This window comes from Nitratireductor sp. GCM10026969, from assembly GCF_042660605.1.
GTDB lineage: Bacteria > Pseudomonadota > Alphaproteobacteria > Rhizobiales > Rhizobiaceae > Chelativorans.
Genome location: NZ_JBHSUM010000051.1, coordinates 1 through 17,982 on the forward strand (window position 1 = coordinate 1; position 17,982 = coordinate 17,982).

The 17,982-nt window shown below is 63.6% G+C and carries 18 protein-coding genes and 1 pseudogene; 8 read left to right on the forward strand and 11 right to left on the reverse strand.

Going from position 1 to position 17,982, the window contains the following annotated elements; genetic code table 11:
* From ACFP9U_RS12415 to rpsF, 6 genes and pseudogenes are all read right to left on the reverse strand, one after another.
* Window positions 1-136: pseudogene (locus ACFP9U_RS12415) on the reverse strand (alanine racemase); the annotation flags it as partial.
* Window positions 137-156: 20 nt separating this feature from the next.
* Window positions 157-1,647: a replicative DNA helicase gene (locus ACFP9U_RS12420; protein WP_378621795.1), complete on the reverse strand. Its 1,491-nt coding sequence runs from the start codon at window positions 1,645-1,647 to the stop codon at window positions 157-159.
* 213 nt (window positions 1,648-1,860) lie between these two features.
* Complete coding sequence (locus ACFP9U_RS12425) at window positions 1,861-3,114, reverse strand: class I SAM-dependent methyltransferase (protein ID WP_378621796.1); 1,254 nt, start codon at window positions 3,112-3,114, stop codon at window positions 1,861-1,863.
* 255 nt (window positions 3,115-3,369) lie between these two features.
* The gene (gene rplI / locus ACFP9U_RS12430; protein WP_378621798.1) at window positions 3,370-3,999 is read right to left on the reverse strand and encodes a 50S ribosomal protein L9; all 630 of its coding nucleotides are present in this window, start codon (window positions 3,997-3,999) and stop codon (window positions 3,370-3,372) included.
* A 196-nt stretch (window positions 4,000-4,195) separates the two neighbouring features.
* Complete coding sequence (gene rpsR, locus ACFP9U_RS12435) at window positions 4,196-4,444, reverse strand: 30S ribosomal protein S18 (protein WP_322450076.1); 249 nt, start codon at window positions 4,442-4,444, stop codon at window positions 4,196-4,198.
* The gene (gene rpsF, locus ACFP9U_RS12440) at window positions 4,441-4,905 is read right to left on the reverse strand and encodes a 30S ribosomal protein S6 (protein WP_378621801.1); all 465 of its coding nucleotides are present in this window, start codon (window positions 4,903-4,905) and stop codon (window positions 4,441-4,443) included. Before rpsF ends, rpsR begins: the two co-directional genes overlap by 4 nt.
* A 348-nt stretch (window positions 4,906-5,253) precedes the next feature.
* Here rpsF and ACFP9U_RS12445 point away from each other — a divergent pair, with 348 nt between their 5' ends.
* On the forward strand, window positions 5,254-6,393 hold the full coding sequence (locus ACFP9U_RS12445) for a DUF4232 domain-containing protein (RefSeq protein WP_378621802.1): 1,140 nt from the start codon (window positions 5,254-5,256) through the stop codon (window positions 6,391-6,393).
* 6 nt (window positions 6,394-6,399) lie between these two features.
* Here the strand turns inward: ACFP9U_RS12445 and ACFP9U_RS12450 are convergent, their stop codons facing one another.
* Window positions 6,400-7,161 (reverse strand): ABC transporter permease, encoded by a 762-nt coding sequence (locus ACFP9U_RS12450; RefSeq protein WP_378621804.1) that lies wholly within the window; start codon window positions 7,159-7,161, stop codon window positions 6,400-6,402.
* Window positions 7,158-8,084: an ABC transporter ATP-binding protein gene (locus ACFP9U_RS12455; protein ID WP_378621806.1), complete on the reverse strand. Its 927-nt coding sequence runs from the start codon at window positions 8,082-8,084 to the stop codon at window positions 7,158-7,160. Before ACFP9U_RS12455 ends, ACFP9U_RS12450 begins: the two co-directional genes overlap by 4 nt.
* A 429-nt stretch (window positions 8,085-8,513) precedes the next feature.
* Here ACFP9U_RS12455 and fabD point away from each other — a divergent pair, with 429 nt between their 5' ends.
* The 7 genes from fabD to gmk all read left to right on the forward strand — a co-directional run bounded on the left by fabD (window position 8,514) and on the right by gmk (window position 15,010).
* On the forward strand, window positions 8,514-9,455 hold the full coding sequence (fabD, locus tag ACFP9U_RS12460) for an ACP S-malonyltransferase (RefSeq protein ID WP_378621807.1): 942 nt from the start codon (window positions 8,514-8,516) through the stop codon (window positions 9,453-9,455).
* A 27-nt stretch (window positions 9,456-9,482) separates the two neighbouring features.
* Window positions 9,483-10,220: a 3-oxoacyl-[acyl-carrier-protein] reductase gene (gene fabG / locus ACFP9U_RS12465; protein WP_378621809.1), complete on the forward strand. Its 738-nt coding sequence runs from the start codon at window positions 9,483-9,485 to the stop codon at window positions 10,218-10,220.
* A gap of 167 nt (window positions 10,221-10,387) precedes the next feature.
* Complete coding sequence (locus ACFP9U_RS12470; protein WP_261520798.1) at window positions 10,388-10,624, forward strand: acyl carrier protein; 237 nt, start codon at window positions 10,388-10,390, stop codon at window positions 10,622-10,624.
* Window positions 10,625-10,675: 51 nt separating this feature from the next.
* Window positions 10,676-11,932 (forward strand): beta-ketoacyl-ACP synthase II, encoded by a 1,257-nt coding sequence (gene fabF / locus ACFP9U_RS12475; RefSeq protein WP_378621810.1) that lies wholly within the window; start codon window positions 10,676-10,678, stop codon window positions 11,930-11,932.
* A gap of 96 nt (window positions 11,933-12,028) precedes the next feature.
* Window positions 12,029-13,219: an endolytic transglycosylase MltG gene (gene mltG, locus ACFP9U_RS12480; protein WP_378621812.1), complete on the forward strand. Its 1,191-nt coding sequence runs from the start codon at window positions 12,029-12,031 to the stop codon at window positions 13,217-13,219.
* 241 nt (window positions 13,220-13,460) lie between these two features.
* On the forward strand, window positions 13,461-14,348 hold the full coding sequence (locus tag ACFP9U_RS12485; protein ID WP_378621814.1) for a YicC/YloC family endoribonuclease: 888 nt from the start codon (window positions 13,461-13,463) through the stop codon (window positions 14,346-14,348).
* Between the two features lie 50 nt (window positions 14,349-14,398).
* A complete protein-coding gene (gene gmk / locus ACFP9U_RS12490; RefSeq protein WP_322450516.1) occupies window positions 14,399-15,010 on the forward strand; it encodes a guanylate kinase in 612 nt (203 codons plus the stop codon).
* A gap of 100 nt (window positions 15,011-15,110) precedes the next feature.
* Here the strand turns inward: gmk and rsmA are convergent, their stop codons facing one another.
* From rsmA to ACFP9U_RS12505, 3 genes are read right to left on the reverse strand one after another with little or no spacing between them, the layout of a single operon-like run.
* Entirely contained in the window at window positions 15,111-15,938 is an 828-nt protein-coding gene (rsmA, locus tag ACFP9U_RS12495) for a 16S rRNA (adenine(1518)-N(6)/adenine(1519)-N(6))-dimethyltransferase RsmA (RefSeq protein ID WP_378621815.1), read from the reverse strand.
* Entirely contained in the window at window positions 15,935-16,960 is a 1,026-nt protein-coding gene (pdxA, locus tag ACFP9U_RS12500) for a 4-hydroxythreonine-4-phosphate dehydrogenase PdxA (protein WP_378621817.1), read from the reverse strand. The genes rsmA and pdxA overlap by 4 nt, the downstream gene beginning before the upstream one ends.
* A gap of 19 nt (window positions 16,961-16,979) precedes the next feature.
* Window positions 16,980-17,915 (reverse strand): peptidylprolyl isomerase, encoded by a 936-nt coding sequence (locus ACFP9U_RS12505; RefSeq protein WP_378621818.1) that lies wholly within the window; start codon window positions 17,913-17,915, stop codon window positions 16,980-16,982.
* Between the last annotated feature and the right edge of the window lie 67 nt (window positions 17,916-17,982).

Genomic DNA, 17,982 nt, shown 5'->3' on the forward strand with positions numbered 1-17,982 from the left:
CGTCGGCCTTCACCACCGCGCTCGCCTCGGCGGGCGCGGAGCGCTTTGCCAGCAGGCGGTAATTGTCGGCCAGTGCGTCGAGGTCGATCGTCAGTCGCCCGCCCGCCAGATGCGGCGCCGGGCCGCTGCCGCTCATATGGGGCGCCTGTTCCACGTCTATTCGAAGCGCTCCGGCAGGTGCGATTCTTCTGCCAGATCCGAGAAGCGCGTGAACTCACCCTGAAAGCCGAGATTGACCGCTCCGGTAGGTCCGTGGCGCTGTTTGGCGATGATGACTTCGGCCTTGCCGCGCGCCTCGTTCATCTCCGCCTCCCATTTCAGATGCTCTTCCGAGCCCGGTTTCGGCTCGCGATTGTTCAGATAATACTCCTCGCGATAGACGAAGAGAACCACGTCGGCGTCCTGCTCGATGGAGCCTGATTCGCGCAGGTCCGAAAGCTGCGGCCGCTTGTCGTCGCGGCTTTCCACCTGACGCGAAAGCTGCGACAGCGCGATGATAGGCACGCCGAGTTCCTTTGCCAGCGCCTTCAGGCCGGTGGTGATCTCGGTGATTTCCTGGACGCGGTTCTGGGCCGCCCGAGCGGAGGTCCCCTGCATCAGCTGCACATAGTCGATGACGATGACGTCGAGCCCGCGCTGACGTTTCAGCCGGCGCGCCCGCGCGGCGAGCTGGGCGATGGAGATGCCGCCCGTCTGGTCGATGAAGAGCGGGATCTTCTGCATCATCTGCGCACAGCCGACCAGCTTCTCGAAATCCGCCTCGGTGATCTCGCCACGCCGGATCTTGGAGGAGGGGATCTCCGTCTGCTCGGAGATGATGCGGGTGGCGAGCTGCTCCGACGACATCTCCAGCGAGAAGAAGCCGACAACGCCGCCATTGGCCGCCTTGAAGGACCCGTCCGCCTGCTGAGCCGGCTCGTAGGCATTGGCGATATTGAAAGCGATGTTGGTGGCGAGCGACGTCTTGCCCATGCCGGGGCGGCCGGCGAGGATGACGAGGTCGGAAGGCTGCAGCCCGCCCATGCGCCGGTCGAGGTCGCGCAGGCCGGTGGCGATGCCCGAAAGGTGACCGTCGCGCATGAAGGCGGCGTTCGCCAGGTCGATGGCGGTCTTGGTGGCATCGCCGAAGCTCTCGAAGCCGCCGTCGTAACGTCCGGTTTCCGCCAGTTCGAAGAGCCGCCGCTCGGCGTCCTCGATCTGCTCGGCCGGCGCCATGTCGACCGGCGCGTCATATGCGATGTTGACCATGTCCTCGCCGACGGTGATCAATGCCCGGCGTACGGCGAGGTCATAGATGGCGCGGCCGTAATCGGCGGCGTTGATGACGGTCACGGCCTCGGCTGCGAGCCGCGCCAGATATTGCTGGACCGTGAGTTCCCCGACCTTTTCGTTGGCGGGGAGGAAGGTCTTGAGCGTTACCGGGTTGGCCATCTTGCCCATGCGGACGAGCTCGCCCGCCACCTCGTAGATCTTGCGGTGCAGCGGCTCGTAGAAATGCGTGGGCTTCAGGAAATCTGAGACCCGGTAGAACGCGTCGTTGTTGACCAGGATCGCCCCGAGCAATGCCTGCTCGGCCTCGATATTGTTGGGCGCCTCGCGATAAAGAGGCGCCTCCGCTGTGTTGAGCTTGCGGACTGCGTCGGCCATCGGTTCTTCCGTTTTGTCGGTTGCCGGCACAACGACACGATCCGGCACCCCCCAATCAGATGTACTCTCCTAGACCCTCGGGTCGCCGGGTGTAAGCCGTTCCGATGCGTGGCGCGCCGAAGCACCCGATATCCACATGCCGGCTTGCCGGCTGCGGCGGAAAGTACTGTCCCGCTTGACAGGCGAATCACTTCGTCACGGTGGAGAATATTCCTATTCCGCCGCGTCGGTAAACGTCTTTGCCCTTGCAGGTGCGGCCAAGCGCTTCTCAGTCTCGCCCATATAGTCGCGCGTGAGCGGCAGCGTGTCGCGTTTCTTGGCGATCTGGATCTGGAAGTTCACCATGTCCTGCCAGCGGAAGGAAGCCTCGGAGCCCGCCAGGTAGAATTCCCACATGCGCGCGAATCGCTCATCATAGATCTCCACCGCCTTGTCGCGGTTGGCCATGAAACGCTCGCGCCAGTTCTTCAGCGTTTCGGCATAGTGGAGCCGCAACACCTCGACATCGGTGACGATGAGACCGGATTTCTCGATCGCTGGCAGGATTTCCGACAGCGAGGGGATGTAGCCGCCGGGAAAGATGTATTTGCGGATGAAGGCGTTGGTGACCGACGGTCCGGAGGTGCGGCCGATCGTGTGCAGAAGCATCACGCCGTCGTCGCTCATGAGCTGCGCGCACTTGTCGAAGAACGTACGGTAGTGGTTGATACCCACATGCTCGAACATGCCGACGGAGACGATTCGGTTGAAGGGACCGGAGAGCGCCCGGTAATCGGCGATCTCGAAGCGTGCTTTCCCGGCAAGCGCCTCTTTCCGTGCGCGCTCCTGGGAAACCGTGTGCTGCTCTTGCGAAAGCGTCACACCCAGCACGTCGACATCGAACTGGCGCGCCAGGTAAAGCCCCATGCCGCCCCAGCCCGAGCCGATGTCGAGCACCCTCTGGCCCGGCCCGAGTGCGAGCTTGGCGGCGATGTGGCGCTTCTTGGCGCGCTGGGCCTCTTCAAGGGAAATGTCGGGCGCGGGAAAATAGGCGCAGGAATACTGCATGTCCTCGTCGAGGAAGAGGCGATAGAGCTCGCCCGAAAGGTCGTAGTGGCGCTGCACGTTGCGCCTGGAACGCTTCGCCGGATTGAACTGGTGCAGGCGGCGGAAGAGGAAGCGCAGGCCTTCGCCGAGCTTCATCGCCAGCACCTCGCCCCCGCCGGCCTCCATGTTCTCATAGGTCAGCTTCACCAGCGCCAGCGGATCGCCTTTTTCGAAGTCCAGCGCGCCGTCCATATAAGCTTCCGGCACAGCCAGCATGGGGTCGAAGGCAATCGCCCGTTCCGCCCGTCTGGTATGGATGATGACATGCACCGGTTCCCCCGACCCGTCGCCGAAATTGTGCACGGCGCCGTCTGCGCCGGTGATGGTCAGATTTCCGGTCCGCACCAGGTGCGCAGCCAAATTTGCAAGCAACCGATTCATCACTTACCCCCAAAGCTCTGGGACAATATCATTATGTATCAGATAGCTAGTACTTGAAAAGGCTGGCTGCTTCCGCCGCCGGCAAGGATGGCCGCAGCTGTCGGGATGGTCAGGTGTGCGAAATCCCCTGTTCGCTGGGTTTGGCAAGGCTGGCGATGCAATTGGTTCAAATCTGCTGAACCGTTGGCTCAGAAAAAGTGAAGGGGCCGGACGTTGCCGCCGGCCCCCTTAAAAATTCCGCCCGGTTGGGCGATGTCAGGCGTTCTCTTCCGCCTCGTCGCCGCCGGTCTCTTCGCTCGCCGGAGCGCCTTCCTCTTCCGTGCCGTATTCGGCCTCGGGATCGAAGAACGCCTCGGGGCGCGCGCTCTCGTTGACGTCTTCGCCGTAGATGGCCTCGGCCGAATCGAGTGTCTCGCCGCGTGCCTGCCGTTCGGCCTCGTCATCCGAGCGGGCGATGTTGAGCGAGATGGTGACGATCACCTCCGGATGCAGGGCGATTGCCACATTGGTGATACCGATGGTCTTGATCGGCTGGTTGAGCTCGACCTGATTGCGACCGATCTTGAAGCCTTCCTCGTTGAGGATTTGCACGATGTCGCGCGGCGAGACGGAGCCGTAGAGCTGACCGGTTTCGGCGGCCGAGCGAATGGCGACGAAGGTCTTGCCGTCGAGCTTCTCGGCGACGCCTTCGGCTTCCTTGCGCTGCTCGAGATTGCGTGCTTCCAGATCGGCACGTTGCGATTCGAACTTCTTCTTGTTGGCCGCGTTGGCGCGCAGGGCCTTGCCCTGGGGCAGGAGGAAGTTGCGCGCAAAGCCGTCCTTGACCTTCACGACATCGCCCATCTGGCCGAGCCGCGGGATGCGTTCGAGAAGAATGATTTCCATCGTTTCCGTTTCCTTTCGGCGCCAGGCGCCGGTTGCAATCAGGAGGCAGGTCAGGAAACGGGGTGCCTTGCGGCTGGTTCGCTGTCCTGCCCCGTCGGCAGTTAGGGGCTTGCCGCCCCAACTCGGGATTTTCGTATACCTCGCTCCGCGCCCGCCGCGGGGGAGGGGGCGGGCACCGAAAGTGCCCGCGCCGGCCTTACTTCACCATGTAGGGCAGGAGACCCAGAAAGCGCGCACGCTTGATCGCCCGGGCGAGCTCGCGCTGCTTCTTCTGGCTCACCGCGGTGATCCGCGAAGGAACGATCTTGCCGCGCTCGGAAATATAGCGCTGCAGGAGCTTCACGTCCTTGTAGTCGATCTTCGGCGCATTGGCGCCGGAGAACGGGCAGGTCTTGCGGCGCCGGTGGAAGGGGCGCCGGGTCGGGATCTGGTTGATGTCGATCATTGCTGGGCTCCCTCACTGCTTTCGCGCTGACGGCGCGGACCATCGTCGCGATCCCGTCGCGGACCATCGTCGCGGTCCCGCCGCGGGCCGTCGTCCCGGTCCCTACGCGGGCCGCGGTCGTCGCGGCGGCCACGATCGTCGCGGCGCTGCATCATCGCCGACGGGCCTTCCTCGTGGGCGTCCACGCGCACCGTCATGAAGCGCAGGATGTCCTCGGAAAGCCCCATCTGCCGCTCCATCTCCTTGACCGCCTCGGCCGGCGCGTCGAGGTCCATGAGCGTGAAATAGGCCTTGCGGTTCTTCTTGATCCGGTAGGCGAGGGACTTCAGTCCCCAAGTCTCGACCCGGCCGATGCTGCCGCCGCCGTTCTCGATGACGCCCTTGTATTGCTCGACAAGCGCATCGATCTGCTGCGGCGAGAGATCCTGCCGGGCAAGAAACACATGTTCGTAAAGAGCCATTGTCTTGCCTTTCTTCTGCTTTCCTGCCTGTCCGGACCCAGCGGCTAAGCCTCAGCGACCTCCTTGCCGGAAACCCGGAGAAGAAAGGCGCATGTTGGAGACGGTCGAGAGCGGAGACACGGGAGGCGGAAAACTTCTGTCTTCACGGCGGACGCCAGCGTCCGGCCCTCCGTTCAGCCCCCGGCTGAGACCGGCAGACCGCGCGCTTATACAGGGTTTTGCCCCGGATGCAACCCATGAACCGGCGTGCCCAAGTGCTACCCGGCACGCTTGACTTCTGGTAGAGAAGGAAGCAGATGGGTTTCCCTTTTCATTCATTTCATAAACCATTGAAAATAGGGAATAATTATGCGCATTTCGAGATTCCTCGCCTGTTTGGTTGCTATTCTTGCCGTCCTTTGGTCCTTCGCGGCGCCCGCTCAAAGCTTCGATTGCGGCAGGGCCGAAACCAACACCGAGTGGGCCATCTGCAATACGCCCGAACTCGCCAAACTGGATGAGGAACTGGCGAAGACCTATCACCAGCTCCTCGGTTCGGTCGAGGAAGGCTCAGCGCTCGCGAGGAAGTACAAGGAGCTGCAAGTCTCATGGATGCACGGCTCCCGCGATCGCTGCGGCGGCGATGTCGACTGTCTGATCCAGGCCTACAACGCCATATCGACGGTCCTGCCGGCGCTGTCGCTCGACAGCCCAGCCAATCCCGCCCAGCAACCCGGTTACCCGTTCGTTCCCGACTGCGGTGCGTCCGCACAGACGGAAAACGGCGCCGGCGTCACTGACGGTTACAGCAAGGCCGACGATTACAACAAGGTGGTCTGCAGCAGCCGCAAGCTGCTGGATGCGGTGCGGCAGATTGACCAGATCGCAGGCGCTTTGAGCCCAAAGCTGCCGGCGCACTGGAGAGCGGCTTTCGAGGCGCAGCAGTCGGTTTTTGCACGCACCCCGTACATGTGTCCGCCCGAGACGAAGCTTCAGGAGTGCATCGAGGAGGCTGTCCAGCAGCGTCTGGAGGACGTGAAGAGCCTTGCCGCTCTGATGGAAAATCCCCTGCCGGCCTGCACGCCTTCCGACATCAGGGTCACGAGCAGCCAGTTCGGTGACGCCGGCATGTCCAAGAGGTTCGACGTGTACCTCTTCACGTATGACGGCGCGGCTGCATGTGTGCTGCGGGGTTATCCGGCGATCGCCGTCCTCGACGACGGGGGAGACACACAGCCGGGCAATGCCGAATATTCCGGCAGCACCTATTTTTCGAAGATCCCGGAGCCGCCGTTGCCCGTCGTGCTGTCGCCGAAGAATAGGACGGCCTGGTTCGCACTCCACACGGCCAACGCCTGCGATCCGCGCGCCGGACCCCTTAAGGTGAAAGTCGCGCTGCCGCATTCCCGGAAATGGCTGGAAACACTGGAGTTCCCCTATGCCAACTGTCCCGGCGTCACGGTCACGCCGATCGCCGCGATATCGACGGTCCTGTCGTCGATCTTTTGAGCGGAACTAGGCCTTCAGCCGGTACCCCGTCTTGAAGATCCACCATACGAGCCCGAGACAGAAGGCGAGGAACAGGGTGATCATGGCAATGCTGATCACCGGGCTCACATCCGCCGTCTCGTAAAAGCTCCAGCGAAAGCCGCTGATGAGGTAGAGCACGGGATTGAAATAGGTCACCGTCTGCCAGAATTCGGGCAGCATCTCCACCGAATAGAAGGAGCCGCCGAGGAAGACGAGCGGCGTGACGACGAGCAGCGGGATGAGCTGCAGCTTCTCGAAATTGTCGGCCCAGATGCCGATGATGAAGCCGAACAGGCTGAAGGTGACGGCGGTCAGCACCAGGAAGAAGAGCATCCAGAAGGGATGTTTGATCTCGATCGGCACGAAGAGATGCGCCGTGGCCAGGATGATGGCGCCGAGGATGATCGACTTCGTCGCCGCCGCACCCACATAGCCGAGCAGGATCTCCACGAAGGAGACGGGGGCTGACAGAACCTCGTAGATGGTGCCGATGAATTTCGGGAAATAGATGCCGAAGGAGGCATTGGAGATCGAGTTCTGCAGGAGCGTGAGCATCATCAGTCCCGGCACGATGAACGAGCCGTACGGGACACCGTTGACCTCCTCGATGCGCGAGCCGATGGCCGCGCCGAAGACGACGAAATAGAGCGAGGTGGAAAGCACGGGCGAAACCACGCTTTGCAGCATTGTGCGCCGCATACGCGCCATCTCGAATGCGTAAATGGCTTTGACGGCCTCGAAATTCACCGTGCTTCCTCCACGAGACTGACGAAAATGTCTTCCAGCGAGCTTTGTCGGGTGTTGAGATCCTTGACCGTGACGCCGGCCCTGTTGAGGTCGGCGAGCAGGGAGGCGATCCCCGTCCGCTCCGCCTGGGTGTCGTAACGGTAGACGAGCTGCCGGCCGCCACCGTCGAGTTCGATGTCGTAGCGCCCGAGCGTCTCCGGCAGCGTCGGCATGGCCTCGTTCAATTCGAGCGTCAGCTGCTTCTTGCCGAGCTTGCGCATCAGTTCGCTCTTCTCGTCGACGACGACGAGCCGGCCCTTGTTGATCACGCCCACGCGGTCGGCGATCTCTTCGGCCTCTTCGATATAATGGGTGGTGAGGATGATCGTGACGCCCGATTCCCGCAGCCGGCGCACCAACTGCCACATGTCCTTGCGCAACTCCACGTCGACGCCGGCCGTCGGCTCGTCGAGGAACAGGATCTGCGGCTCGTGCGCCAGTGCCTTGGCGATCATGACGCGCCGCTTCATGCCGCCGGAAAGCTCGAGGATCTTGTTGTCCTTCTTGTCCCAGAGGGAAAGGTCTCTCAGGATCTGCTCGACCAGCTGCGGATTCGGCTTCTTGCCAAACAGGCCGCGGCTGTAGCTCACCGTGTCCCAGACCGTCTCGAAGGTTTCCGTGTGCAGTTCCTGCGGCACGAGGCCGATCAGTTGCCGCGCCGCGCGGAAATCCTCGATGATGTCGTGGCCGCGCACCGTGACCGTGCCGGTGGTCGGGTTCACGAGGCCGCAGATGATGGAAATGAGCGTCGTCTTGCCGGCGCCGTTCGGGCCGAGAAGCGCCAGGATCTCGCCGTTGCGGATGTCGAGATCGATCCCGTGCAGGGCGGTAAACCCCGAATCATAGACCTTGGAAAGCTCTGAGATGGAAATCGCGTGCTGCATGGAGACCAACAAGAGGCTGAAATGGTGTGCGAAAGGACGCCAGGCAAACCGCCAAGGAAAGCGTCGGATGACGAAGCCGGTTTCATATAGGCCACTTGCCGCCAGGATGCCATACCGGGCGCGCAAAGACGCCTGACTTCTCCTGACAGGAGAGGGGAAAAGGAATTTGAAGTCAATTACTTGTAGGATACGGCTTGGCTGCGCGGGCAAGTTGGAGCGTTTGGTGGCGAGGTGCTCCGCCGGCACCTGCGTGGCGATACGGCATGACCGGCGAAACCGATGATACGCATCAGGCTCCAAGCGAGCGGCCCTGGCGGTTTCCATCGGGGATAACGCGTATCGCGCGCGAAATCTCAAGAGGCTTGACGGCGGGGGCATGTTGGGCCACCACCTGCGACCCGAATGGATGAGCTTTGGGAGTAGCCTGCGATGGGCATCGCTTTCACTTTTCCCGGCCAGGGCAGCCAGGCCGTCGGCATGGGGCGTGAACTGGCCGAGGCCTTCGGCGAGGCGCGCGACGTCTTCGAGGAGGTGGACGAAGAGCTCAATCAAAGACTGTCCAGGATCATGTGGGAAGGGCCCGAGGACGAGCTGACGCTGACCGCCAATGCGCAGCCCGCGCTGATGGCTGTCTCCATGGCCGCTCTCGGCGTGATGGCGAAAGGCGGTCTGTCGATTCGCGACAAGGTGGCCTATGTCGCCGGGCATTCTCTGGGCGAATATTCCGCGCTGTGCGCCGCCGGCACCTTCAGCCTCGCCGACACCGCGCGCCTGCTGCGCATCCGCGGCAACGCCATGCAGGCGGCCGTCCCCGTCGGCGAGGGCGCTATGGCCGCCATCATCGGGCTGGAGCCGTCGGATGTAGAAGCCATCTGCGCCAAGGCGGGGCGCGGCTCCGTGTGCCAGATCGCCAATGACAATGGCGGGGGGCAACTCGTGATCTCCGGTGCCAGGCCGGCGGTCGAGGAAGCGGCCCGGCTGGCCGGTGAGAAGGGCGCCAAACGCGCCATCATGCTGCCGGTCTCCGCCCCCTTCCACTCCGCGCTCATGGCGCCGGCAGCCGAGCGGATGCGCGAGGCGCTGGCCGAGGTGAAGGCGAACCCACCCGCCGTGCCGGTCGTGGCGAATGTCAGTGCCACGCCGCTGTCAGATCCGGAAGAGATCGCCGCCAGCCTGGTAGAGCAGGTGACGGCGCGGGTGCGCTGGCGCGAAACCGTCGATTGGCTCGGCGAGAACGGTGTCGACACGCTCTTCGAAATCGGTTCAGGCAAGGTGCTGAGCGGTCTTGCCCGCCGGATCAACCGTGAGATAAAGCCCGTCACCGTCAACACGCCCGCCGATGTCGAAGCGGCGATGAAGGTGCTCGGCTGAGGAATATGTTCGAGGAAGGAACAGGCCATGTTTGATCTCACCGGCCGCAAGGCACTGATAACGGGTGCATCGGGCGGCATCGGCGAGGCCATCGCCCGCGCGCTGCACGCCCGGGGCGCCACAGTCGGCCTCCACGGCACGCGCGTAGAAAAGCTGGAGGCGCTGGCCGGAGAACTTGGCGAGCGCACGAAGATATTTCCCGCCGACCTGTCCGACCGCAGCGAAGTCAAGGCGTTGGCCCAAAAAGCCGAATCAGAGCTCGAGGGCGTGGAAATCCTCGTCAACAATGCCGGCATCACGCGAGACGGCCTGTTCGTGCGCATGAGCGACGAGGACTGGGATTCCGTGCTGGAGGTCAATCTCGGTTCCGTCTTCCGCCTGACCCGGGAACTCACCCATCCCATGATGCGCCGCCGTTTCGGCCGCATCGTCAACATTTCCTCGGTCGTCGGCGTCACCGGCAATCCCGGCCAGGCCAACTACTGTGCCTCGAAAGCCGGGCTGATCGGCTTTTCCAAGTCGCTCGCCCAGGAGATCGCCACCCGCAACGTCACCGTCAATTGCGTGGCGCCGGGCTTCATCGAAACAGCCATGACCGGAAAACTGAACGAGAAGCAGCGCGATTCGATCATGGGGGTCATCCCCATGAAGCGCATGGGCACGGGCGACGAGGTCGCCTCGGCCGTTCTCTATCTCGCTTCCGACGAGGCGGCTTATGTGACGGGCCAGACGATCCACGTGAACGGCGGCATGGTAATGATCTGAAGTTCCTGGAGAGCAAGGCGCCCCGCCGGTGTTCCGTGGCACGCCGATCCGTGATATTCGCGCGGGTCGAGATGACAATGCCGTTGATAGAGGCATCTTTTCAGCTTGATTAGCGGCTATCCTGCCGCTAACGAAGACCGCAAATTCATGAAGTCGAGGGTTCCCACATGAGCGATACTGCAGAACGCGTCAAGAAAATCGTCGTCGAGCACCTTGGCGTCGATGCCGACAAGGTTACCGAACAGGCCAGCTTCATCGATGATCTCGGCGCGGACAGCCTCGACACCGTCGAACTGGTGATGGCCTTCGAGGAAGAGTTCGGGGTCGAGATTCCCGACGATGCCGCGGAAACGATCCTGACCGTCGGCGACGCGATCAAGTATATCGAGAAGGCAACGGCCTGAGGCCCGCAAAATGCGGGATGAAGCAGCGTCAATGGCGAGATAATCCATAAGATGAGACGCGTCGTCGTCACGGGTATGGGACTCCTCTCGCCGTTCGGTGTGGGAGTCGAGCACGGTTGGAAGAGCCTGCTGTCTGGCAGAAGCGCGGCTAGGCGCATCGACCAGTTCGAGGTCGACGACCTGCCGTGCAAGATCGCCAACATCATCCCGCGTGAGGGCGAGGGGGCGTTCGATCCGGACGCCTTCCTCGAGCCGCGCGAGCAGCGCAAGGTCGGTGAGTTCATCACCTACGGCATTGCCGCCGCCGACCAGGCCTTGGCCGATTCGGGGTGGCAGCCGCAGAACGATGACGACCGCAACGCCACCGGCGTGCTGATCGGATCGGGGATCGGCGGCATCGAGGGTATTGCCGAGAACGCGCTGCTTCTGCGCGAGCGCGGTCCGCGGCGCATCAGCCCGTTTTTCATCCCCGGCAACATCATCAATCTGGTCTCGGGCCAGGTATCGATCCGCCACGGGCTGAAGGGGCCGAATCACGCCGTGGTCACGGCCTGCTCGACCGGCGCGCACGCCATCGGCGACGCGGCGCGCCTGATCATGCTGGGCGATGCCGACGTCATGCTGGCCGGCGGGACGGAATCGCCGGTTACCCGCCTTTCGATGGCCGGATTCTCCGCCTGCAAGGCGTTGTCCACCAATTATAACGACACGCCCGAGAAGGCGTCCCGTCCCTATGACCGCGACCGCGACGGTTTCGTCATGGGCGAGGGGGCCGGGGTCGTGGTTCTGGAAGAGCTCGAGCACGCCAGGGCGCGTGGTGCGAAGATCTATGCCGAGATCGCCGGCTACGGCCTGTCGGGCGACGCCTATCACATTACCGCGCCGTCCGAGGACGGCGACGGCGCCTATCGCTGCATGAAGGCGGCGATCAAGCGGGCGGGATTGACGCCGGACGACATCGACTACATCAACGCCCACGGCACCTCCACCATGGCCGACACGATCGAGTTGGGCGCCGTCGAGCGCCTGGTCGGCGATGCGGCCGGGAAGATCTCCATGTCGTCGACCAAGTCCTCGATCGGTCATCTCCTTGGCGCGGCGGGGGCGGCCGAGGCGATCTTCTCGATCCTGGCCATCCGCGACAACATGGTTCCGCCGACGATCAACCTGGACAATCCCGAAGCGGAAACGGCGATCGACCTCGTTCCCAACCAGCCGCGCGAGCGGTCCGTCGACGTTGCCCTGTCGAACTCCTTCGGCTTCGGAGGAACCAACGCTTCGTTGGTCTTCCGGCGTTTCGAGGCTTGACGGCGCGCGTCGCCGAGCCTCGTGGCCAGAAATTTGACGCATTGTGTATCACTCTATTGGTGATTCCGTCTGACGGAAGGGAGCCGTTTGAACGCGATGAGCGGAAATTCGGATAACTTGGGCGAGAGGAACGGCGAAGGTCCGAAACGGCCGATTGCCGCCAAATCATCGCACGAGGTGCTCCGGCCTCAGAAGGGCACACCCCCGCCGCCCAGGCGCTCCCGGGGCTCGCGCAACCAGTTCGTCGTGTTCATGAACTTCGTCCTGTCCTGCGTCGTTTTCCTGGTGGTCGTCGCCGGCGCGGCATTTTATTTCGGCAAGCGCGAGTTTGATGGCCGGGGGCCGTCGACCACCACCGAGACAGTCATGATTCGCCCCAATACGGGCGTGCGCGAGATCGCCGATATGCTCGAGAGGCGGGGCCTCATCAGCGACGCGCGCATCTTCCTGCTCGGCGTTCGCGCCTACGATGCGGACAGCAACCTCAAGGCGGGTGAGTACGAGATCAAGGCCGGCGCATCCATGCACGAGATCATGAAGCTTCTCGAGAGCGGCAAGTCCGTCCTTTACTCGCTGACGCTTCCCGAAGGGCTTACGGTCGAACAGGTGTTCGAGCGGGTGGCGAATACGGAAGAACTTTCCGGCGAATTGCCCGAGGAGTTGCCACCGGAAGGCAGCCTCGCCGCCGATACGCTTCGTTTCACCCGCGGCCTCTCGCGCAAGGAAGTGATCGAAAAGCTTCGCGCCCATCAGGAAGAACTGGTGAAGAGCATCTGGGAGCGCCGCGCGGAAGGCCTTCCGATTGACGATATCCAGGAATTCGTGACGCTTGCCTCGATTGTCGAGAAAGAGACCGGCATTGCGGACGAGCGTCCGCGCGTGGCTGCCGTCTTTCTCAACCGGCTCGAGCGCGGCATGCGGCTCCAGTCGGACCCGACGATCGTCTACGGGCTTTTCGGCGGCAAGGGAAAACCGGCCGACCGGCCCATCTACCGCTCCGACCTGGAGAAGGAAACGCCCTACAACACCTATCTGATCGACGGGTTGCCGCCCACGCCGATTGCCAATCCCGGGCGCGCGGCACTGGAAGCGGTCGCCAATCCGTCGGTTACCGATGAGCTATATTTCGTTGCCGATGGCACGGGTGGGCATGTCTTCGCCGAGACGCTTGAGGAGCATAACGAGAACGTTGCCCGCTGGCGCGACATCGAGCGACAGAGAACTGCAGAGGCCGAAGAGAAGGAGCCGGCCGGGAACGCGGGCGACGGGCAGAACGCCTCTGACTAGAGAGCAATTCCAGGAAAAGTGGAAGCCGGTCTTCCGTCCGGAGTTGTATGGATCATATGGTTGGATCAGTTCACCGTTTCCGTGAGACGGTGAACTTGTTCTAGAGCATTTTGCAGCCAAGTGGAATCACTTGGCGTGGCACAAATGCAGCGAAAATAAACAGATAGAGCAGCCAAGCGAACGAATGTGAGCGCACTCTGCTCTGGGCGCGGGGTGCCGCTGGAAAGGCGGCAGGAAAAGCATGAAGCGACAAAGCATGACGGGGTTCGCCCGAGCCGTGCTCGAAGACGAAATCGCGGCGGTCACCTGGGAGCTGAAATCCGTCAATGGCCGCGGTCTCGAAGCGCGCCTGCGCCTTCCCCATGGCCTCGAACGGCTGGAACAGCCGGCGCGAACGTACATCGCGAAGTCCTTTTCCCGCGGCAGCATTCATGCCAATCTTTCGCTCAGCCGCGGTGAGGCGTTGTGCCGGCCTGTTGTCGACGAGGCCTTCCTGGCCGAGGTCGCGGCTTTGGCCGACCGCCTGTGCAGGGATTACGGCACGGCACCCGCCACGGCCGACGGACTGCTCGCCTTGCGTGGCGTCATGGAACTGCCTGACGCGAGCGCCGACGAGACGGTGAGCGCCCGGCTCGACGCCTTGGCGCTCAAGGCGCTGGATGCGGCGCTGGAGGACCTTGCCATGGCCCGAGCCGAGGAGGGCGCCTCCCTGGCGGCCGTTCTGGAAGGCCAGCTGAGCGCGATCGAGGACCTCGTCCGGAAAGCCGAAGACGATCCCGCGCGCGAGCCGGCAGCCATTCGCGCCCGCCTCGAGGAGCAGGTGCAGCTGTTGATGGACGCCGCCCCGGCGCTCGATGAGCACCGGCTTCATCAGGAGGCTGCTTTTCTCGCCACCAAGGCGGATATCCGCGAGGAGCTCGACCGGTTGAAGACCCATATCGCATCCGCCCGTGCGCTGCTTGCCGCGGACGGGCCAGTGGGGCGCAGGCTCGATTTCATTGCGCAGGAATTTAACCGCGAATCGAATACGCTGTGCTCCAAGTCGAATGCCGCTTCGGTGACGGCGATCGGCCTCGAACTGAAGGTGGTCATCGATCAGTTCCGGGAGCAGGTGCAGAATTTGGAGTAGCGACCGTGGAACCGGATCTTCCCTCCGCCGGCATTCGCCGCAGGGGCATCATGCTCGTCCTGTCCTCGCCTTCCGGCGCCGGCAAGTCGACGATCGCGCGCAATCTTCTCGAGAAGGACAAGGAATTTGCCCTGTCGGTCAGCGTGACCACGCGGCCGCGCAGGGCCAGCGAGATCGAAGGCGTGCACTACCACTTCAAGACCCAGCGTGAATTCGAGATGCTGCGCGACAGCGATGAACTTCTCGAATGGGCCGAGGTGCACGGAAACCTCTACGGCACACCGCGCAAGCCGGTGGAGGAGGCGATCGCTGCCGGTCGCGACATGCTGTTCGATATCGACTGGCAGGGCGCCGCACAGCTGCGCGAGAAGATGCGCGGCGATATCGTGTCCGTCTTCGTCCTGCCGCCGACGATCCGCGAGCTTCTGGCGCGGCTGAAACGGCGCGCCGAGGATCCCGACAACGTCATTGAAACGCGCCTCAAGAACGCCCGCCAAGAAATCGAGCAATGGCGCGACTACGACTACGTCATCGTCAACGACGACCTGACGCGCGCCTTCAAGGCCGTTCAGGCAATCGTCACCGCGGAGCGCCTGCGCCGCGACCGGCGGCCGGGGCTGTTCGACTTCGTCGCCGGCCTGCTGGAGGAAAAGCCGGAGTGAGAAACGGCCCGTGCGGGGCCGGATAGCCGGTCAACCGCGTCGAGGCGCGGCATTCAGCAGAGCAAATAGGGCGCTGACCAGCCCGGACCTTCACCTGCCCTCAAAGTGCATTCGCCAGCGTCACGAATTCTTCGACGCTCAGTGTCTCCGCCCGCCGCGTCCCGTCGATCCCGGTCGCGGCCAGGAGCGCCTCGCCGCCGAGGCGCTTCAGGCTCTGGCGCAGCATCTTGCGCCGCTGGCCGAAGGCGGCTTCCGTCACCCGTGCCAGCTTCCCCGCCTCGACCGGCAGGGGTGCCTTTTTCGGCACGATCTCGACGACGGAGGAGGTGACCTTCGGCGGGGGAGTGAAAGCCTCCGGTGAGACGTCGAAGGCGATGCGCGCATCCGTTCGCCAGCCGGCAAGCACGCCGAGCCGGCCATAATGTCGGCTGCCGGGCGGCGCGACGATGCGCTCGGCGACCTCGCGCTGGAACATCAAAGACATCGATTGGTAGAAGGGCGGCCAGCGTTCCGGCGTCAGCCAGCGGATAAGCAACTCCGTGCCGATATTGTAGGGCAGGTTGGCAACCAGCTTCACCGGCCCGGCTCCCGCGGCCAGGCGGGCGAAATCCACCGCCAGCGCGTCGTCGGCCACGATTTCCAGCCGCCCCGGGTAGTGCGCCGCGATTTCCTCGAGAGCCGCGATGCAGCGCTCATCTCGCTCGACCGCCACGACCCTTGCCGCGCCCTCGCTGAGCAGCGCGCGCGTCAGCCCGCCCGGACCCGGCCCCACCTCGATGATAGTTGCGTGCTCGAGAGGTGCGGCGACGCGCGCGATCCTGCGGGTCAGATTGAGGTCGAGGAGGAAATTCTGGCCCAGCGCCTTCTTGGCGAAGAGACCGTGCCGCTGAATCACCTCGCGCAGCGGCGGCAGGCCACCCATGCTCATCGGCTGTTTCGCGCGGCGTTGTCCGCCAGCTGCCGCGCAAGCCCGATGGCGGCCACCAGGCTGTCGGGCCGGGCAAGCCCCTTACCCGCGATGTCGAAGGCGGTGCCGTGGTCGGGGGAGGTGCGGATGAAGGGCAGGCCGAGCGTGACGTTCACCGTTTCGTCGAAGGCCAGCGTCTTGACCGGGATGAGCGCCTGGTCGTGATACATGCACAGGGCAACGTCGTATTTTCTTCGCGCGGCCGCATGGAACATCGTGTCGGCTGGGAGGGGCCCGAAGGCGTCGAAGCCCTTTTCGCGCAGTGCGGCGATGGCCGGGGCAATGATGTCGGCGTCCTCGCTGCCCATCGCGCCGCCCTCGCCGGCATGCGGGTTGAGACCGGCCACCGCGAGCCGGGGAGAGGGGATGGCAAAGCGCTCCGCCAGATCCCGCCCGACGATTTCGCCGGCCCGTTCCACCATCTCCCGGGTCAGGCTTGCCGCCACCTCCTTCAATGGCTGGTGCACGGTGACGGGCACGGTGCGCAGTTCGGGACCGGCCAGCATCATGATGGGCGTTGCCGGCACGCCGGTCGCCTTCTCCGCGAGATGCCCGAGGAACTCTGTATGTCCCGGAAACCGGAAGCCGGCGTCGTAAAGCGGTTTCTTGGCGATAGGGCAGGTGACGAGACCCGCCGCGCGCCCGCCGAGCACGTCCTCCACGCCGCGCGTGATCGCCTCGATCACACCGGCTGCATTGACGCCGGAGGGATTTCCCGGCGCATCCTCCAGCCGGTTTTCCAGCGCTACCACCGGCAGGGCCGACCCGAAATGCGCGGCGGCTTCTTCGGGCGTCGTTTCGGCGATCGGAACGTCGATCTTCAACCGCCGCGCGCGCGCGGCGATGAGTGCGGCGTCGCCCAGCACGTAAAAGGCCGGCAGTGTCTCGGAACGGCTTTGCCACACGGCAATCAGAATCTCCGGGCCGATCCCGGCGGGCTCGCCGATGGTGACTGCCAGTGGATGGGGGGGCGGTCCGCTCACCAGGGCTTTACCGGCGCGCTCAGCGCTTGATGATGCGCGAGCGCTCCCGCAGCTCCGTCATGATCTGCTCCGAGAGCTGCTCCATCGTCTCGTCGCCCGTTTCCTGATCCTCGAAAACGAGCTTGGCGACATGGTCGTCGGAGACCTGACGGGCACTGCACACGCCGATGAATTCCACGCCGTGCTCCGTTTCGCGCACCGGCGTGGCATTGCCAGGACTGGTATTGGCGACCTGGTCCTTCCACTCCGCCGGCAGTTCCGGCCCGAGCACCCGGCCCATGTCCCGCACCGTTACGTCGACCAGACCCTTGGCGAACTCCACCGTGTTATCGCAGCCCTGAAAGCGGTCGCGCATGGACTGCGCTTCGCGTTTGCGTTTGGCAAGAAGGGCCGACCGCTGGCTGGAAGGGATGACGAAGATCACTCGCTGCAGCCTATATTCCATGGCGGTCGGTTTTTGGCCGCCCTGCTGCAGCATGCGCTGCACGACATCCTGTTCCGTCAGGGAATCCGAGGAGCGTTGCCGAGCCCGCACCACCTGGCCCCAGCCGATCTGGGTGCGGATGAAGTCCTTGAAGTGCTGCTTGGTAACCCCTGATTCGGCAAGGATCTGGTCGAGCTGCGCTACAGTCATGTTATTCGATGAGGCAAAGTTGTTGTAGGCGTTGTCGACCATTTCGTCGGTCACGGGAACGTTGAGCCGCGCCATCTCTTGCTGCCGCAGGGTCTGCTCGACCATCTCCTCGGCTGCAAGCTCATTGACGTTGCCGCCGCGTCGCATCAGCCGCAAAAGCGCGGCCCGGCGCTCGATGTCGTAGCTCGTCACTGCCTGGTTGTTGACCACCCAGCGGACTTCCGTCGCCGCGGCGGGCGTGGTCGGCACCGCTGTAGCGCTGAAGAGAGCGGCTGCCCCGACGATGAAGGCGGCAGACAGGCGGATCCTTGTCCGTCGCATTGTTCTGACCTGGTTGTTCATATCTAACCGACTACAAAGCTCCGATTTCTTCTCCCTTAGCCGCCAT

Bases quoted from the DNA above. Each gene is read 5' to 3' on its own strand.
- ACFP9U_RS12485 (WP_378621814.1), top strand. From the start codon at position 13,461: ATGAAGCGACAAAGCATGACGGGGTTCGCCCGAGCCGTGCTCGAAGAC.
- ACFP9U_RS12445 (WP_378621802.1), top strand. From the start codon at position 5,254: ATGCGCATTTCGAGATTCCTCGCCTGTTTGGTTGCTATTCTTGCCGTC.
- rplI (WP_378621798.1), bottom strand. From the start codon at position 3,999: ATGGAAATCATTCTTCTCGAACGCATCCCGCGGCTCGGCCAGATGGGC.
- fabG (WP_378621809.1), top strand. From the start codon at position 9,483: ATGTTTGATCTCACCGGCCGCAAGGCACTGATAACGGGTGCATCGGGC.
- ACFP9U_RS12455 (WP_378621806.1), bottom strand. From the start codon at position 8,084: ATGCAGCACGCGATTTCCATCTCAGAGCTTTCCAAGGTCTATGATTCG.
- rsmA (WP_378621815.1), bottom strand. From the start codon at position 15,938: ATGAGCATGGGTGGCCTGCCGCCGCTGCGCGAGGTGATTCAGCGGCAC.
- fabF (WP_378621810.1), top strand. From the start codon at position 10,676: ATGAGACGCGTCGTCGTCACGGGTATGGGACTCCTCTCGCCGTTCGGT.
- ACFP9U_RS12425 (WP_378621796.1), bottom strand. From the start codon at position 3,114: ATGAATCGGTTGCTTGCAAATTTGGCTGCGCACCTGGTGCGGACCGGA.
- rpsR (WP_322450076.1), bottom strand. From the start codon at position 4,444: ATGATCGACATCAACCAGATCCCGACCCGGCGCCCCTTCCACCGGCGC.
- gmk (WP_322450516.1), top strand. From the start codon at position 14,399: ATGCTCGTCCTGTCCTCGCCTTCCGGCGCCGGCAAGTCGACGATCGCG.
- ACFP9U_RS12420 (WP_378621795.1), bottom strand. From the start codon at position 1,647: ATGGCCGACGCAGTCCGCAAGCTCAACACAGCGGAGGCGCCTCTTTAT.
- ACFP9U_RS12470 (WP_261520798.1), top strand. From the start codon at position 10,388: ATGAGCGATACTGCAGAACGCGTCAAGAAAATCGTCGTCGAGCACCTT.
- mltG (WP_378621812.1), top strand. From the start codon at position 12,029: ATGAGCGGAAATTCGGATAACTTGGGCGAGAGGAACGGCGAAGGTCCG.
- rpsF (WP_378621801.1), bottom strand. From the start codon at position 4,905: ATGGCTCTTTACGAACATGTGTTTCTTGCCCGGCAGGATCTCTCGCCG.
- ACFP9U_RS12505 (WP_378621818.1), bottom strand. From the start codon at position 17,915: ATGCGACGGACAAGGATCCGCCTGTCTGCCGCCTTCATCGTCGGGGCA.
- fabD (WP_378621807.1), top strand. From the start codon at position 8,514: ATGGGCATCGCTTTCACTTTTCCCGGCCAGGGCAGCCAGGCCGTCGGC.